The sequence below is a fragment of the Chryseobacterium oranimense genome, assembly GCF_900129755.1.
Classification (GTDB): domain Bacteria; phylum Bacteroidota; class Bacteroidia; order Flavobacteriales; family Weeksellaceae; genus Chryseobacterium; species Chryseobacterium oranimense.
Genome location: NZ_FQWT01000001.1, coordinates 337,488 through 355,820, shown reverse-complemented (window position 1 = coordinate 355,820; position 18,333 = coordinate 337,488). Strand labels below are relative to the sequence as shown.

10 protein-coding genes and 1 tRNA gene are annotated in these 18,333 nt (G+C 36.9%); 6 read left to right on the top strand and 5 right to left on the bottom strand.

The annotated features are described in order from the left end of the window. Window positions 1-26: 26 nt before the first annotated feature. Window positions 27-2,267, bottom strand: a complete 2,241-nt coding sequence (locus BUB03_RS01575; protein WP_083538851.1) for a CocE/NonD family hydrolase — start codon at window positions 2,265-2,267, stop codon at window positions 27-29. Between the two features lie 239 nt (window positions 2,268-2,506). Here BUB03_RS01575 and BUB03_RS01570 point away from each other — a divergent pair, with 239 nt between their 5' ends. From BUB03_RS01570 to BUB03_RS01560, 3 genes are all read left to right on the top strand, one after another. Then, window positions 2,507-5,470 carry a tetratricopeptide repeat protein gene (locus tag BUB03_RS01570; protein ID WP_073059782.1) on the top strand — a complete coding sequence of 988 codons (2,964 nt, stop codon included), beginning with the start codon at window positions 2,507-2,509 and terminating at the stop codon, window positions 5,468-5,470. An 82-nt stretch (window positions 5,471-5,552) separates the two neighbouring features. Beyond that, on the top strand, window positions 5,553-7,322 hold the full coding sequence (locus tag BUB03_RS01565) for a TonB-dependent receptor (protein ID WP_073059780.1): 1,770 nt from the start codon (window positions 5,553-5,555) through the stop codon (window positions 7,320-7,322). A 253-nt stretch (window positions 7,323-7,575) separates the two neighbouring features. Beyond that, window positions 7,576-7,647 (top strand) — tRNA-Arg (locus BUB03_RS01560). Between the two features lie 163 nt (window positions 7,648-7,810). Here BUB03_RS01560 and BUB03_RS01555 read toward each other — a convergent pair. From BUB03_RS01555 to BUB03_RS01540, 4 genes are all read right to left on the bottom strand, one after another. Beyond that, the gene (locus BUB03_RS01555) at window positions 7,811-8,842 is read right to left on the bottom strand and encodes a hypothetical protein (protein WP_073059778.1); all 1,032 of its coding nucleotides are present in this window, start codon (window positions 8,840-8,842) and stop codon (window positions 7,811-7,813) included. 46 nt (window positions 8,843-8,888) lie between these two features. Then, on the bottom strand, window positions 8,889-9,911 hold the full coding sequence (locus BUB03_RS01550) for a hypothetical protein (RefSeq protein ID WP_073059776.1): 1,023 nt from the start codon (window positions 9,909-9,911) through the stop codon (window positions 8,889-8,891). Window positions 9,912-10,504: 593 nt separating this feature from the next. Then, window positions 10,505-11,119 carry a response regulator transcription factor gene (locus BUB03_RS01545; protein ID WP_073059775.1) on the bottom strand — a complete coding sequence of 205 codons (615 nt, stop codon included), beginning with the start codon at window positions 11,117-11,119 and terminating at the stop codon, window positions 10,505-10,507. Window positions 11,120-11,122: 3 nt separating this feature from the next. Continuing rightward, entirely contained in the window at window positions 11,123-14,098 is a 2,976-nt protein-coding gene (locus tag BUB03_RS01540) for a sensor histidine kinase (RefSeq protein WP_139258739.1), read from the bottom strand. A 533-nt stretch (window positions 14,099-14,631) separates the two neighbouring features. On the opposite strand from BUB03_RS01540, the gene BUB03_RS01535 reads away from it, so the two are divergent. The 3 genes from BUB03_RS01535 (at window position 14,632) to xylA (ending at window position 18,293) form a co-directional block, all read left to right on the top strand. Further along, window positions 14,632-15,357 carry an NUDIX hydrolase gene (locus tag BUB03_RS01535; protein ID WP_040994509.1) on the top strand — a complete coding sequence of 242 codons (726 nt, stop codon included), beginning with the start codon at window positions 14,632-14,634 and terminating at the stop codon, window positions 15,355-15,357. Between the two features lie 16 nt (window positions 15,358-15,373). Further along, window positions 15,374-16,858, top strand: coding sequence for a xylulokinase (locus tag BUB03_RS01530; RefSeq protein WP_073059772.1), 1,485 nt, complete (start codon window positions 15,374-15,376; stop codon window positions 16,856-16,858). A 106-nt stretch (window positions 16,859-16,964) separates the two neighbouring features. Continuing rightward, complete coding sequence (gene xylA, locus BUB03_RS01525; RefSeq protein ID WP_073059770.1) at window positions 16,965-18,293, top strand: xylose isomerase; 1,329 nt, start codon at window positions 16,965-16,967, stop codon at window positions 18,291-18,293. The last annotated feature ends 40 nt before the right edge of the window (window positions 18,294-18,333 follow it).

Genomic DNA, 18,333 nt, shown 5'->3' with positions numbered 1-18,333 from the left:
TGCGGAACTTTATAAGTTAAATGCCTTTATTCTTGATAAATAGGTATTTCAACATAACTGTCATTGTACCATTTTATTTCCAGTGGTTCACCGGAATCCTTTATCGTTTCGTTACTTACATCTTTGCCGGTTCCGTAATTGATCTGCCAGGCAGGGGATTTATTTACACCGACCAGTAAGACCAGTTTGCTTCCTTTTTCTATCTTTTTACTGATAAATATTGAATTTTTGATAGGAATCTGCTCTATCTTTCCCGGTTCAAGGAGCTGCCTTAGAGCATTATCTTTTGCATAACTTGCTCTTACAATATGGGTGGATAGTAAAAATGTTTTTCCATCAGGCTGTACCTGGTACAGATACATATCCGTATCAAAATCTTTCTTGTTAATTGAAACATTGAAGAATCCGCCCGGATTTCCACTGATAATGAGATCTTTGTCTAAAACCTCACTTTCAAAATAAATAGAATTGGTCACCTTTACACTGTCTGTTTTGCTTACGGAATGATAGGTGTCTTTCTGATCTCTGTTTTTTAAATCAACAATCTGTTTAATGAAGCTTTTCTGGCTGGGCTGATTAAAAACCGATGACATATTTTTACGGTCCTGAAGGTAAAATTTAACCGTTGAAGTATGCATATTTTCTAAAGCTGGAACATGTTTCCATGTGTTGGTATTCATTACCTGAAAGTTGATCCTGTCTTTTAAAAGCTCAGGCTTTTTACCATTTTTCAGGATATAATCGAACCATGAAAAGGCAAGATCATCAATGCTTATTCTGGCAGCCGGGTCTATCTTCCTGCCTCCAACATAACTGAATCCGTAACTTTGAGCTCCACCATGATCATAGGGGCCTATCACGAGATAATGATTGGCATTTTTATTATACTGATGATGGGCCTTAAAATAGGAGAGTGCCCCGATCTGATCATCGTCATAATATCCCGTAGTCGTTAGGATAGGAATATTGATTTTGGCAAAATCCTCCTTATAAGGAACCATTTTCTGCCAGTATTCATCATATCCGGGGTGATCCAGCCACCTTTGAAATATCTTGCTGGGCTTTCCGCTTATCGTGTCCAAAGCTCTGAATGATTTTCCGCTTTTGTACCAGGCAGTGTTAATAGAGTCCCATTTGGTAAAATTATTAAAATCCGCTTCGTCGGTAAGCTTATTGTTCGTCACATAATTGATCCACTGCAGCATATAGCTCATGAAAATATTGTTTTGGGCAGGGTAATCTATCCCGATTCCCACGGCAACCTGCGGAACAATGGTTTTTAATGCTGGATGCAGTTTTTTCACCGCAGCCCATTGGCTGAAACCTAAGTAGCTTCCGCCAATCATTCCGACTTTACCATTACTCCAGGGTTGTTGGCTTACCCAGTCGATTACCTCATAAATATCCTGTGATTCATGTTCAAAAGGATTATTTTCATCATTGCTGTTTCTTTTTCCACGGGTATTCACAACAGCGCCAACGTAATTGTATACGGCAGCCCTTTTCCCGAAATAAGTATCGAAAGGCCCTGCATAGATGTTATTGGTAAGAATGACAGGAATAGGAGATGTATTTTCCTTTTTTCTCACAATGGTAATGGTCAGGGTATTTCCGTTTTTTGTTTTTAAATCTTTTGTTTCAATAATGAACTTTTCCCGGTCTTTTGCTTCCACCAGCTGTATGATCTGAGGTTTAAGGCTTGAGAAGGTTTTATAATTCAGATAGCTTTTACATAAGGATAAAGCAGAGCTGTAATCTATACTGTCCTTGTCCTTTTGTTTGCTGAGGGCTTCATTTAAAACTTTCCGGCTGTTCTGGACGTCCCCGTCCACCGCAGTGCCAAGTTTGGTGATCAGCTTATCCGAAAGGCTTTCATATTTTTTATTGAATGCTTTTTGAAGAGCGTCATGAAAAGATATCTTTTCTTTTTCTTCAGCCAGTTTTGCCAGACTGTAAAATTCATAGATGATAAATCTGTTTCCTGCCATATTGTTATCGGCAAATTCATTCCGGTAATCTGCTAGAGTAGAAATGGACTTTTTATACTCTTTGGTTAAAATCTGCAGACGGAAAAGATTATCCGAAAACGCAAGATTGCTTGTTTTTTTTAACTTCAGCAATGGCGGCTGCGTCATCAGTTTTGTTGCGAGCAGAGGCATTTGTTTGTCCAGAATAGCAGAATCAGTTACCGCTGTTTTTGGGAAGTAAAATTTTTGTGCCTGCATCAGGTTGACAAAAATTAATGCTAAAAGTATTCTAATTTTCATGTAATGGTATGTTTTTAGCTGCTGTAGAATGAGGATTTAATCAAAATGTTTTTTTGATAAATTCTATATTGATATCAATTCTCATATTACGATACTAAAGTAATCATTTTTTGTCATCGGATAGTGAAATGTGTTCAATTGGTGTTTTGAGGTATTAAAACCTTTTAAAACTTGCTTAAACAATAAGTTTTTAATATTTTCGTTAACTTATATAGACTAATCTTTTTATTCAGAAAAGAATGAATTCAAAAAAAATCCTTCTCTCAGCTGCAGTGCTCTATTTCGGAATTTCCGAAGCGCAACAGTCACAGTACTTTACACAGAAAGAAAATTATAGGTTCAATCTCGCCGAAAATCTTTATCAGACTAAAATATACAATGCTTCCCAGTTCGAATATGCCAGACAGTATTTCTATAACCAGAATTTGTCTAAATCGAGAAAAGAAGCGGCGCAGTTTTTTGATAATGTGATCGGGGTGATTCTGCAGAAAAACCATGCAGAGGAAGGGTTAACGGCCTTCATGAAAGAGTATCCGAATTCAGCCTATTTTGCCCAGGCCAATCTTCCTTTGGCAGATTATTATCTGGCTAAAAAAGATTTCGAAAAAGCTTTGGAGACGCTGAAAAAAGTAAATCAGTATCAGCTTTCCAAAGAAGAAAATACACAGTATATCCTGAAACTAGGCTATGCCAAATTCATGATGGGAGATACCAAAGGTGCAACTGATGCACTGGAAGAAGCCTACAAAACTGCTGATGAATCCCAGAAAGGAGATATTGCCTATATGCTGGGACATCTTTATTATTCAAACAGACAGAGCGATAAAGCTTTCCAGTATTTTGACTCTGTGAAAGACCAGCCGAAATTCTCAAAGCTGGTGCGTCCTTATTATGTACAGATGTACTATAATGATAAGAACTATGATCAGGCCATTACCGAAGGAACAGCACTTCTGAACGAAGATATTTCAGATGCCTATAAAGCGGAAGTTCATAAGATCATCGGGGAAAGTTATTTCATGAAGAATGATTACAATTCAGCGTATCCTCATTTGAAAGATTACCTGAATGTACAGCAGAATCCTTCTGAAAATGACCTTTACGAAATGGGATTTGTAGCTGCTCAGCTGAAAAAATATGATGAAGCGGTTTCTTATTATAACCAGCTTATCAACAGTAATTCGGCGCTGGCACAGAATGCTTACTATCAGTTGGGGAATGCCTATCTGGCGGTAGATAAAAAGCAGGAAGCCCTTTCGGCATTCCGTTCTTCCTATCAGATGGATTATGATGCCAAAGTTAAAAAACTGGCTCACGAGCAGTATGCAAAGCTGAGTTATGATATCGGGAACCCGTTTGAAAGTCCTTCGGCGGTAATCCAGAGCTATATCAACAACAATCCGAATGATGCAAATGGACCGGAAATGAGATCGCTTCTGGTGAAATCTTATTTATATTCCGGAAACTATAAAGAAACGCTTAACGCCATCGACAGGCTTAAAGATTCTACTCCTGAAATCAATAAAGTAGATCAGGAGGTTTCCTACTTACTGGGAACAGAGGAATTCAACAAAGGAAATTATGACGAAGCGGAAACCTACTTCCTGAGAAGTTTAGGGTTCAATATCAATAAAGAATTTTATAACAGGGCACTGTATTGGTTAGGTCAGGTGTATTATCAGAAAGGAAATTATCCGTCTGCCATTGCCCGTTACGAAAAACTGCTTAATGAAAACTTCCCTGAAAAACAGCAGTTGCCTTATGATCTGGGCTACGCTTATTTTAAATCTAAAAAATTCGATCAGGCGCAGACTTATTTCAAGCAGTACCTGAACAATCCGAAACCTGAATTTAAAAATGACGCAGAACTTCGTCTGGCAGATATTCATTACGCAAATAATGACCTGAACGAGGCAATTGCGATCTATGATAAAAATGAAGATGCCACAGATTATACTTTATACCAGAAAGCAATGGCTTTAGGGTTTAAAGGAGATACACAGGCGAAAATCAATAATCTGAAAAACCTTTTATCCAAATATCCTGATTCCGAATATTATGACGATGCCCAGTACGAAATGGGAACGGCATATGCGGCCCAGGATGATTTTGCGAATTCCAATGATGCTTTTGCCAAAGTGATCAAAACTTCCTCGGATAAAGACCTTATTGCGAATGCATCTATTTACAGAGCACAGAATTATATTGACCAGAATCAGAATGACAAAGCGCTTTCTGAGCTAAGATCTTTAGGAGAGCAGTATAAAAATACGGCTTACGCCGAGAAAATTGTTCAGGCTGCTAAACCTATCTTTACGAAAAACGGTGATGTTTCAGGATATGAAAGCTTTGCGAAAAATATTGGAGTGAATGTAGATGCCTCTGAAATTGATGAGATCAATCTTTCGACAGGAAAGCAGTATTTCACCAAGAAAGACTACAAAAATGCTATTTCCTATTACGAAAAATACCTGACGCAGAATCCTACCGGAGAAGGTCTTTATCAGGCTAAATACGAGCTGGGAGAAAGCTACTACCAAACGAATAATGCAACAAAAGCACTTCTTGTACTGCAGGAAGTGGCAGCGGTACAGAATGATTACCAGGATGATGCACAGACCCGTCTGGCACAGATATCTCTGGCCCAGGGCAATACAGCTGAAGCCAAAAAGTACCTGGAAGGTATCAAAAACTCTTCTGATGTCAACATTAAAAACTATGCTAATGTTGAACTGATGAAAATATATGCCGGTGAGAAAAACTTCTCTGAGGCTGAAAAATTAGCCAATGCAGTAATTGCCAACTCTAAAAACTCAGCAGCAGTCATTGAAACAGCGAAAGTGATCAAAGCGAGAAGTTTGATGAATTCAGGAAAAGATAAAGACGCTCAGTCAGCCTATACTTCTCTCGAAAAATCATCCAACACATCGGTTGCGGCAGAAGCATTGTATGCCAAAGCTTATTATCAGAACAAAGGAAAGGCATTCAAATCCTCGAATGAGACCATCTTTAAACTGGCCAACAATTATGCTTCCGAAGATTACTGGGGAGCAAAAGCGCTGGTACTGATGGCTAAGAACTATGTTGGGCTAAAGGATAATTACCAGGCCAGTTACACCTGCGACCAGATCATCGAGAACTATAAAGATTTCCCGGAAATTGTAGCAGAAGCAAAAGAGGTTAAAAAGCAGATTAAAAAGTAAATGTACTACTGTATTCATGTACAAATGTATTTATGCAGAAATCATTAATACGTTTTACTTAAATACTTAAATACAAAAAATAATGAACAGAAAAATTCAATTTTTATCCATATTATTTTTAGGGGTTTCGCAGTTTGCGTTTGCCCAGATCAAGGAGGAGAAACTGATTCTTAACAAGAAGCGGGAACCGGAAGTGAAGAAGATAGAGAAGAAGAAAACCTCCGTGGAGACTATCAAAAACTATCCGCCGGAAGAGAAATCCCAGAACCCTGTAAAATATACCATTACAGATGTGCCTGCGGTTTCGGATTTTAAGACTTCCACCATTCAGGGGCAGGATGTAACTCCTAAATTTGAAGGTACAGCTCAAAATAATTATCTGCAGTTTGGAATGGGAAACTTCGGAAAAATCCTTGCAGATGCCAACATTTCCAAAACACTTGAAAATAAGCTGGAAGTAGGTGCCGATTTCCATTTCCTTTCCACTTTGGGCCTGAAAAAGGAGTATGCATGGGATTCCAAGCAGAGCTCTACGGCGATCGGGGCTTATTTAAATTCATATGGAGAAAAAGGGAAATTCAACCTGAATGCTCAATACGGACTGGATAATAACAGATACTACGGAATTTATGCCTTAGAACCTGCCGCAGACGTAGATCTGAAGCAGAGAGTGAATCAGTTTAAGGTAAACGGATATTATGATTTTTACTCCAATGAAATTTTAAATGATGTAAGGGTAAAATCATCGTTCCTGAAAGATCATTTTGATGCTCAGGAAAACCAGGTTTCCATTTTGGCAAACCTTTCAAAACATGCTGTGGAGATCGGGAAATCAGGCATCAATTTAAATGCAGATCTTGGAGTAGGAATAGAAGCCGTGAAATCGGAGTTTGCCATCAGGGATAAAAACTCATCCAACTTCTTCAATACGACTTTAGACCCGAAAGTGACTTTCAGAAAAGGGGATTCTTATTTAATGCTGGGATCTACATTTTCTTTCCTGAATGCTAAAAATTCCAATGATGTCATCGGGGGAGAAGTGAAAAATAATAAAACCTATTGGTTCCCACAGGCTGAATTCCAGTTTGCCGCAGCCAAAGAATTCAAATTCTACGGAGGGGTAGACGGCGGTTTAAAGCTTAATACGTACGGAGATCTTTTGCAGATGAATCCATTCATCGTTTCTGACCAGTTTTTAACTCCTACAGAGACTAAATATCATTTTTATGCAGGTTTGAGAGGGGACATTGATGAAACTTTCAAATACGACTTCTCTGCGGGATATGGAAAGATTAACAATATAATGTTCTTCCAGGCAAATAACCTGTTTGATAATAACTACACTCTTAACCGTTCTGCCTATAATTTTGCCAATACGTTCTCCGCGGTATACGATGACGGAAATGTGAGCGATATCAAAGGGAGCGTACAGTATTTCCCTCTTGAAAACCTGATTCTGGATGCAGAGTTAAAGTTTACAAAATACGATCTTAAAAATTACAAGGATATTTATAACGTTCCTCTATTTAATGCAAGTATCGGCGCGAAATATACCATGCTGGATAAAAAACTACTGTTAGGGTTCAAAGGGATCTTTGCGAGCGACAGAACAACCAATTCTTTTGCCATAGAAGGAGTTGCCAATCCTGATATGATGTACCAGTCTACGGAAAACAGAAACGATAAAGTAGGAGGGTATGCGGATTTAAACCTTTCTGCAGAATATAAATTTCATAAAAACTTCAGTGTTTTCGCCATCGGAAATAACCTTCTGAACTCGAATTACCAGACGTACAAAGGCTATAAAGTCTTAGGAGCACAGATTCTGGGAGGGGTGAAAATTACTTTCTAAACTTTTAAGATATTCCAACAAAATAGAAGCCTTACATTATTCGATGTAAGGCTTTTTTATATAAACTCTTATTTTGAATCATTAAGATGCGGTCAATTGTTAAGAGTATTAATAAGAACGTTTTCAAGACGTTAAAGAATGAGTACTAATTATCTTTCACCAGACTTTATAAATTGTAAAAAAATCAGTATTTTCGCACTCGGAATCATAGCAATGGTATTGAGATTGCTCATTAATTATTGCGAATGAATATGGCTGCATAGTTTAATGGATAGAACTTCGGATTTCGGCTCCGACAGTGAGGGTTCGAATCCTTCTGCGGTCACTTTTAGCCCCTGTTCAGGGGCTTTTTTTAATATACACCCAGATCTTACACCCGTAAAACATATAATTTATTATCACCAAGATTACTCTGTGATTAATTCATTAGAATATTATAGATGATGGTTTAGCCTGTACATTTTAAGTATATTATTGCCTAAGATTGATTATTTAAGCAAAGTCAGGGTAAAACTATTTTCGCCAAAATTAGCCCTGGTTACATTGGAAGTACATCCTGGAGCGATCCGCACACGCATATAGTAGGTTCCGGCCTGTAAATAAGCTATGTTTGAAGTGTATATAAAATCGAATCCAATATATCCCGCCGCAAGATGAATATCCTGTGTAGGAAAAGCGTTGTTAAGAGCTGCAGTAGGACTTTGACTTAAATTGAAGGCAATAAATTCACCGCAATTTAAAGGTGACTTATCTGTAATTAAACGGGCTGTAATGACATAATAACCGGGTATAGTAACAGTAGCGTTTGCTCCAATGTATCTCATCGTACTCGCCGGTAAAAGGCTTGTAGCAGAACCTACATTCGAATCTATAACTACTGCGGCTCCCAGTCCGGCATTTTCACGCCAGGTTCCTGTTCCGTCTGCATTTGAAACCATAATTTTTCCTTCAGCCTGTGTGCCGTCTACAATTCTTATTGCACCAGGAGTGGTGCCATTGCTGATGTGCAGTCTTGACGTTGGTGCTGAGGTTCCGGACCCGATTCTGTTGTTGACTGCATCTATATTGAATGTATTTCCATCAACCTGAAAATGGGTTGTTCCTGTTGTGGCATTTGATGCAAAATTTAAAGTTTTATTTTCCATGTTTACCGTTCGATCCGTCAGGATTATACCGTCAGAATTATACATATTTACATTCCGATTAATAATCTTCTGCCAGATGTTTCCATCAAAGTAGTAATATCCTTCAGTAGTGATATTGGCAGTTTTAGTACTGGCAGAAGTAACGGGTGTGGTGGCATAGATTAGCATTCCTGTATGCTGTGCACCGTATTGTGCATCTGCTGTTCTTATCTGATCTCCTGTGAGTCTGGGAGCATTGAGTCCTTCCGGTCTGCTTCCGTCTGTTGTTTTCGAAACTATATCCAATGTCGCATTGGGAGATGTGGTATTGAGGCCTATTTGCGAAAAAAATACTTGAGAGCTCAATATGCTGATAAAAAAAATGATTCTTTGCATAATATTAATGTAATTTATGTTTGAATATCAGTTGGTTATGAACTTTCTATTTTAGCAGAGTAAGCGTGAAACTATTTTGTGAAAGATCTCCTCTTGTATTATTGGAAGTACATCCTGCGGCAGTACGTACCCGCATATAATAAGTTCCAGCCTGTAGGAAAGCGATATTCGATGTGTAAATAAAATCAAAACTTGCAGATCCTGTTACGTGTACATCCTGAACCGGGAATGCATTGTTCAATGCAGCTGTTGGGCTTTGGCTGAAATTAATAGCCAGGAATCCTCCACATCCTGAAGGGGTTTTATCCGTAATAAGGCGGGTAGATATCATATAATATCCCGGTACAGTAACCGTAGCATTGGCTCCTGTATATATCATAGTTCCTGCAGGCAAAAGGCTGGTGACGGGTCCTGCATTGGATGTTATAACAGTAGCTGCACCGCTGCTTTCCCTCCAGGTTCCCAGACCATTGGCATCTGACACCAAAATCTTCCCTTCTCCTTGTGTTCCGTCTACAATCCTTATGGCTCCGGGAGTTGTACCATTGTCAATATGTAGCTTTGTTGATGGGGTATTGGTACCCAGGCCGATCCTGTTGTTTACCGCATCTACATTTAAAGTATTTCCATCTACCTGAAAGTGGCTTGTTCCGGTAGTAGCTGTAGAAGTAAAAGAAAGGGTTTTATCCTCCATCGTTACCGTACGGTTGGCTGTAAGAATACCATTGGAATTGTATAGATTGGTGTTCTGATTAAGTACTTTCTGCCAGATGTTTCCATCAAAATAATAATATCCCTCGGAAGTAATGTTGACGGTTTTGGGGCTTGCGGAAGTGACAGGTGCTGTGGCGTATATTAATATTCCCCTTTGCGCTGTGGTGTATTGATTATCAGCCGACTGTATTTGATTTCCTGTAAGCCTCGGGGTAAGTATCCCCTCCGGGCTGCTCCCATTGGTAGCCTTTGCCACTACATCAAGCGTCGCATTGGGACTGCTCGTATTGATACCAACTTGTGAAAACAAAAACTGTGTGCCAAAAATAAAAGAAAGTAATGTTGCTTTTTTCATAATATGGAATTTATAAATTTCAATAAATGGTTATTACCACCACGTCATTTGCTTGTTGTTCAGTGGTATAATGAGATTGTCTTTTGCGTTATGCATATGAAACAGTGCTGCCTTTTCATATTCTAGTTATTACAATTATTCTTAAATGCAGTTTCCACTACATTTTTTGGTGGGAATGACACCGATTACTGCAACAGTAAATTCTGTTGCATGAATCATTCGGTTGAAAATTATTATTGAAAAATCAAGACGTTTCAGGAAAAATTATTTATCAAAGGAAATTACTGTCAAAGGATATAGTTTCCTTTAATTTTCTTTGAAATTTTATCCGATGAAGTTCTGCTGATTTTAAGCTGTATTACCCATAATTGTTGCTAAAGATCTGCACCTATTGTATCTAGGAACAGTTAAATAGATGCAAATCCTATCAGCAACTTAAGGCAATAAATTTTTTTTCAACTAAGTCATTTTAACCTGTTCAAAAGTATCGATTAATTGTTTTTTTGAGGAATTCAGCTTGTAGGAAGATTATGACATTGGTGTATGAAAATAAAGACAGGATTTGTATTAAAAATAAGACAAACCTTATATCTCTAGTCTAAGTTTTTGTAGATTTTGAAAAGGTCAATGAGATTATTTATGCCTAATTTGCTATAGATTCTTTTTTTATAAGTACTCATTGTTCCGGCTTGGATTTTAAGTTCATTGGCAATTTCCAGATTGCCGTTTCCTTCGCCTAAAAGTCTGAAAACCTCAAACTCTCTTTTAGATAATTTTTTTACCGGATCATTTTTGTCCGGTTGCAGTGTGAGTTGTTTTACCAGGGCAGGAGGATAATAATGTCCGTTTTCAAGAATATATTTTACGGCCTTAGCCAGAGTTTCATCATTACTTAGCTTGCTTACGTAGCCTTCTGCGCCCTCCATGATGTATTCGATGGCAACGTTTTCCATGGAGGATGAAAAAATCATGATCAAAAGATCTTCCTGGATTTCTTTTAATTCTTTAATCATAAGCTTATAGATGCTGCCTTCCATTTCAATATCAAGGATTAGCAGATCGAATTTTTCAGTTCTGAGCTTCTTTTTCAGCTCAGGATAATTTATTGCAAAATCAATTGAAACATTCTCTAATGCATCTTGCAATATTACTGATGTTCCCAGCCTTACCACAGAATGATCATCTGCAATTAATATTTTTTTTTCCATACGTCAATTTTTAAGAATGATTTTCACAATAGTTCCTTGGGGAGTATTTTTATGAAAAGTTATTTGGGCATTGATTTTTTTTGTTAATTGGATAACCATATGTAAACCCAGTCCATAATTTTTAAAAACAAAACTTTCCCGTTCTATATTTTCAAAAACGAAGGAATAGTATTCAAGTTGATCTTGTGACATCCCTTTACCGGTATCCGATATGGTAATTTCTGTTTGTTGTTCTTCTTTTTGTTCTGTTTTTATCAGGATCGTACCGTTTTGAGTGTTTTTTACTGCATTATCTATCAGATTATGAAGAATGGCAGAAAGGATATTATGATTAACTTTGGTTGTCACATGGGAATCACAAAGATTAGATAGGGTAGTATTATTGGCTAATGCAATCTGATCAAATAATAGTTTTTTACTTTCTGCCAGGTCATGTATACGATTTTCGGCATGATCAAAAATGTTTTCCTCTTTAAATAGGTTGGTATATTCTTTCAGGTCTAAGGTAAACTTGAACAGCTGTTCGGAAGTGTGATAAATCTCGTCAAAATACTTTTTCTGAAGTTCATTATCTTTTGTACTGTTAAGACGTTGCGAGATAGAAACCAGAAATCTTATCGGAGTAGTCATATCATGGCTGATGCTTTCCATAATTTTTTGCTGGTATTCAGTCTCATTCTTCAGTTTGTTTGCTGTGATTTCCAATTCCTGATCTTTACTGTTCAAGGTATGTTTTAAAGTTTTGACCATTCTTCTTAGTAAGTTGGTTCTCGCGTGTATAATCAGTACGACAAGCAAAATTCCCAGGATGATCAGAAAAGATTTAAACCACAATGTCTGATAAAAGAAAGGGATGATATTGATAGCGATCTGCTTATGACTGAACTGGCCATTCTCAGTGCCTAAAAACCTGATATTGAGCGTGTAGTTTCCGGATTCAATATTATTTAAAATAAATTTTCTGTCATTTTTTATTTTTTCCCATTTGCTGTTTGGGCTTCCTTCAAGTCTTGCTTCTATATAAATATTTTCGATGTTATGATAGTAAGGGAAATCCAGGAAGATTTCGGCATTTTTGTAATCACTTTTTAGGTAAAGAGTGTCGGTAAAGTTAATAGTTTCTTTTCCAACCTGGGCTCTTTCGATAAACAATTGATTTTTTTTAGGATAATAAACTCTGGTTTCCCCGGGTTTAAAAAAGACAAAACCTTCCATGGAAGGAAATACAAATTCTTCATTTTCCAGAATATTACCACTGGGATTTGCACTTCCGTTAAATTCATTATTCAGCAAACCATCCTCTTTGGTATAGCGATACCAGGTCACTTTTGTTTTTTTATTTTTTGCATATTCTAAAAGTGATTTTTTAAGGGTTTTGAATAAACCGTTATTGGAAGAAATCCAAAAAAAACCATAATGATCTTCCAGGATATGATGCGCACTGGAAAGATAGCCATTCTTGTCTTCAGGCATTCGGATCACACTATCATTTTTCAGAAAATAGAATCCCCTGTTGTGGGTGGTAAACCAAAAGTTTCCATCTTTGGTTTGTTGGATTTCCTTTATCGGTAAATCTTTTGCAAAATGTTTTAGAATCTTGTTTTCAGAAATAGAAAGAAGGTAAATTCCATGAGTTGTTCCTACATAAACAGAATCTTTATTCAACTCTTTAACAAAGTTAATATTAGTTTTAAATCTAAAAATATTTTTTGCTTTTTTGAATTGGTCGTCGGCAAATATATTGAGATAATAATATTCATATCTGCTATCCGCCATGTTTACTGCAAAATTGTTGTTTATTTTAAAAATTCCTTCAACATTTTTCCTTAGAAAACTTATGGAATCGTATGTTTGATAGTTTGACGATCTGTATCTCCGGTGTATTTTATTAAATTCTACATATAGAAGGTTACGAGAGTTATCATACACAAGATAGCGTCTGTCATAGTTAAAATCAGCAGAATATATTTTATTTACTTTGTCTTTATAATATTCAAATCCTTGCTTTGAGATAACTGAATTACAGGTAAAAGGCAAAGCCTCATAAACAAATTCGCCGGAAAATGGAATGTTTTTCTGAGAAGTGTAAAAATTAGATAAGTTTATAATTTCCAAACCTTTTAAAACATTTCCGAGATAAAGTTTATTGGACTCTTCATCATAAAACATACAGTATAAAAGCTCTTTTTCAATTTTTTTATACTGCATAAGAAATGTAAGGGTGAGGATGCCATTGGATATTTTACTCTGGTAAATATTACCGCTATTGATAACAAAAACCTGACCCGTCCCCTGATGCCAATATATTTTAGATTCAGGATCATTGTATATGGATGGTTTGCTATCGTAAGAAACAGTCCCGTCTTTTAAAATTATGGTTTTCCGGTTTTTTTGATCCGGCAGGAAAATGATATTTTCATGTTCAAAAGCATTTCTAAGCCCTTTCATCAGAAATGCGGACAGAATTTTTCTTTCCGGTTTTTTTTCTTTCTTATAAATAATATGATGATTGTTAAAAAAGTAAGTTCCCGAATTCGATATGATATAATAACAATTGGTTTCCGGGAAAAAATTATTAATAAAACTGCTTTTGTAATACCTTTTATACTGCACATTGTTCCCCATTGAATAAGTTTTGGAAATCTTACCATTGGGCAGCATTTTTACAGTCCGGTCTGATATTAAGACACAATTTTCATCATTATTATTAAAACATATTAAATCTTTACTTTTAGTACCAAGGAAGTTTCCGAAACTTAGATTACTTGTTTTAAAGTTATTGTACAGTAGAAAATTGTTTCCGTCATATCTCAATATACCCCCATCAGTTGATAACCATATAAAACCGTATTTATCTTTTACGATATCCTTTATACTGTTTTGCGGAAGTCCCTGGTCCATATTGTACCACCGGGACGCATAACCTTGAGCAGAAAAAAATAAAGGAAAGAAAATAAAGATAATGTAGAATAAATTCACAAACGGTAATGTTTTTTTGATTCTTTAACAAAGATATTATAAGTTTTTATTTATTAGTCTTCATACCTGAATTTATGAGCCTCTATAAAGCAGATGATCACTGTTCACTTTTGTTACTTTTTAACAGGATAATCCTAATCCAGAAATTCATTGTTTCATAAAACTTTAAGGTTAGAGTAGTAAAATTGGTAAAATAAATTAGCTTTTTGTTTACTTTTTAGCAATGAAAAGTGTGTTTTTTACATTTTTTTTACAAGTAAAATGAAAAAAAAAATCATTCTTCTTATCATAATATTTATTCAAAAAAAATCCGTCGATTTTTGGATGCCCGGAAATTGCAATTAATTGTGAATTCATATCTTATGAAATAAGTAAGTGTAAAACTAATGATAACCTTATCATATTTTTTATACAATTGATATCATAAAAAATCGATATGTAATGCATTGATAAGCAGTAGATAATGGGAGATTTATTTTTTTTATTCAGATGAATTTTTATATTTGTAATGTTACCAAAATGTTAACAAACTAATGAATCAGAACTTTATTCATACCTATGTCTCTGTAGATTGTGTTGTCTTTGGATTTGACCATGAAAACCGGTTGAATATATTATTAGTACAGCGCCATGTAGATGATGTACCATTGGAAAAACAAATTAAACTTCCAGGCAGCTTGATTTTCAGTGATGAAGATGTAGATGATGCCGCACAAAGAGTACTTCATGAACTTACAGGGATTAAAAAAATGGTTCTCAAACAGTTCAAATGCTTTGCAGATCCTATGAGGGCAAGCAATGCACATGATATCAAATGGATGGATCAGGAATATAAACATCATATAGACAGGATCATTACAGTGGCCTACCTTTCCCTTTGTAAAATAGATCACAAAATCAACAGTACAAAATATGATACCGTAGACTGGTATCCTGTAGATGAAGTTCCGGTACTGCCTTTTGATCATAACAAAATCATCAATGAATCATTAATGGAGATCAGAAAATGGATTGAATCCGATTTCTCTATTATTTTTGAGCTGCTGCCGAAAAGATTCACCATAAGACAGCTCTATCAGCTTTACAGCGCCTTAAATGAAAAGAATATTGATATAAAGAATTTTCATAAAAAAATATCTTCATTCCCCTATATTGTTCCCTTGGATGAAATTCAAAAAGATGTATCACACCGTGCGGCAAGATATTACAGATTTGACGCTAAGATTTACAAGAAAAACAATACAAAACTTATAAAATAACCCCCTTCATAAAATTATGTACTTACTAGGCTATGACATTGGCAGTTCTTCTGTGAAAGTTTGTCTCATCGAGGCATCCAGTGGAAAAGTGATTGCTTCTGAATTTTCTCCCAAAAAAGAAATGAAAATCACTGCTATCAATCCCGGATGGGCAGAGCAAAATCCGGTCGACTGGTGGATCAATCTGAAGTTGGCACATGAAGCTGTTATGCATGAATCCGGAGTACATGCTGAAGATATTAAAGGAATCGGAATTACCTGGCAGATGCATGGTTTGATTCTGGTAGATAAGGATCAGAATCTATTAAGACCGTCCATTATCTGGTGCGACAGCCGTGCTGTGCCTTATGGTGAAAAAGCTTTCAAAACCATAGGAGAAGAAAAATGTCTTTCTCATCTGTTGAATTCACCGGGAAACTTTACAGCTTCAAAGCTGGCATGGGTAAAAGAAAATGAACCTGAAATTTTTGAAAAGATAGACAAAATTATGCTTCCGGGAGACTATATTGCCATGAGGCTTTCGGGGCAGATAGGAATGACCATTGAAGGATTGTCAGAAGGGATCTTCTGGGATTTCAAAAACAATTGTATTTCGGAAGATATCATTAATTACTATGGAATTCCGAAAAGCTTTTTCCCTGAAATCGTCCCTACATTTGGTATTCAGGCAACAGTTTCCAGAATCGCAGCTGAAGAATTAGGCTTAAAAGAAGGTACTCCCATTTCATACAGGGCAGGTGACCAGCCCAACAATGCGCTTTCCCTGAATGTCTTTAATCCGGGCGAAATTGCTTCTACAGCGGGAACTTCGGGAGTAGTATACGGAGTTTTGGACCAGTTAGAGTATGATAAATTATCAAGAGTCAATACATTTGCCCATGTCAATTATACACCGGAGCAGATCAGGCTGGGAGTTTTACTGTGCATCAACGGAACCGGTATTTTGAATTCCTGGCTGAAGCATAATTTTGCCACCTCACTTTCTTCTTACGGAGATATGAATGATATGGCCTCACTTTCGCCTATCGGTTCAAAAGGATTAAGCATTATTCCTTTCGGAAACGGAGCAGAAAGAGTGCTGGAAAATAAAGATACAAGCTGTTCCATTCACGGAATTAATTTCAATATACATTCTAAGGGAGATATTCTGCGTGCGGCGCAGGAAGGTATTGTATTCTCTTACGAATACGGAATGGATATCATGAGAAATATCGGAATGGATATCCAGGTGATACGTGCAGGAAATGCCAATATGTTTTTAAGTTCAATTTTTCGCCAGTCGCTATCCAGTGTCAGCAATGCGGTTATTGAACTTTATGATACCGACGGAGCGGTAGGAGCGGCAAGAGCTGCCGGAATGGGAATAGGATTTTATTCGGATTCCGGAGAAGCATTTTCTTCACTTGAAAAAATAGCGGTGATAGAGTCTGAACACGAAAAACAAGAACAATATTTAGAAGCTTATGCCAGATGGAAACATCATCTTAACGAAATAATCTAGGACAATTACAACAGTATTTTTCATCCTCTTACTGACTTTTAAGGATCAGTGAGAAGGGTATCTCTACGCAAAAAATTAAAAACAAATTAAAAATAATCAAATAAATATGAACACTTTAACAGGTACAAAAGAGTTTTTTACGGGTATTGAAAAAATTAAGTTTGAGGGGAAGGAGAGCAAGAACCCGTTGGCATTCCGCTATTATGATGCGGAAAAGATCGTGATGGGAAAACCTATGAAAGACTGGACCAGATTTGCAATGGCATGGTGGCACACCCTATGTGCCAACGGAAGTGATCCGTTCGGAGGACCTACCATCCACCACCCATGGGATATAGGAAATGATCCAGTAACCAGAGCAATGCACAAAATGGATGCAGGTTTTGAATTCATGTCCAAAATGGGCTTCAATTATTACTGCTTCCATGATATCGACCTGGTAGACCCTGCCAATAACTGGAAAGACTATGAGAAGAATTTGCAGACCATTGTGGACTATGCAAAACAAAAGCAGCAGGAAACAGGAATTAAGCTTTTATGGGGAACAGCGAATGTTTTTACTCATGAAAGATACATGAACGGTGCTTCTACCAACCCAAATTTTGATGTGGTAGCCTGCGCAGGAACACAGGTGAAAAACTCAATAGATGCTACGATAGCATTGGGAGGTGAAAATTACGTGTTCTGGGGTGGAAGAGAAGGATATATGAGCCTTTTAAATACCGATATGAAGCGTGAAAAAGATCATCTGGCCCGTTTCCTTTCCATGTCAAGAGACTATGCACGTCAGCAAGGTTTTAAAGGAACTTTCCTGATCGAGCCAAAACCGATGGAGCCTACCAAGCACCAGTACGATTACGATTCAGAAACAGTGATTGGCTTCCTGAGACATTACGGATTGGATAAAGATTTTAAATTAAATATCGAGGTTAACCACGCTACATTGGCAGGTCATACCTTCGAGCACGAACTTCAGGCTGCGGTAGATGCAGGGCTTTTAGGAAGTATTGATGCCAACAGAGGGGATTATCAGAATGGCTGGGATACCGATCAGTTACCGATCGATTATTATGATATGGTTCAGGCTTGGTTGGTGCTTCTTCCGGCAGGAGGATTAGGAAATGGCGGAGTCAATTTCGATGCGAAGATCAGAAGAAATTCTATTGATGCTGAAGATTTATTTATTTCCCACATTTCAGGAATGGATGTATTCGCCAAAGGCCTTCTTGCAGCAGCGGATATTCTTGAAAATTCAGATTACAAAAAACTGAGAACAGATCGTTACGCTTCTTTTGATAACGGAAACGGAAAAGCATTCGAGGAGGGTACGCTTACCCTGGAAGATCTTCAGAGAATAGCTCACGAAATCGGCGAACCACAGCCAAAAAGCGGAAAACAGGAATTGTTTGAAGCTATCGTGAATATGTACATATAATAAAAAAATAAAAGGCTCATAAACACTAAGGATTTTTATA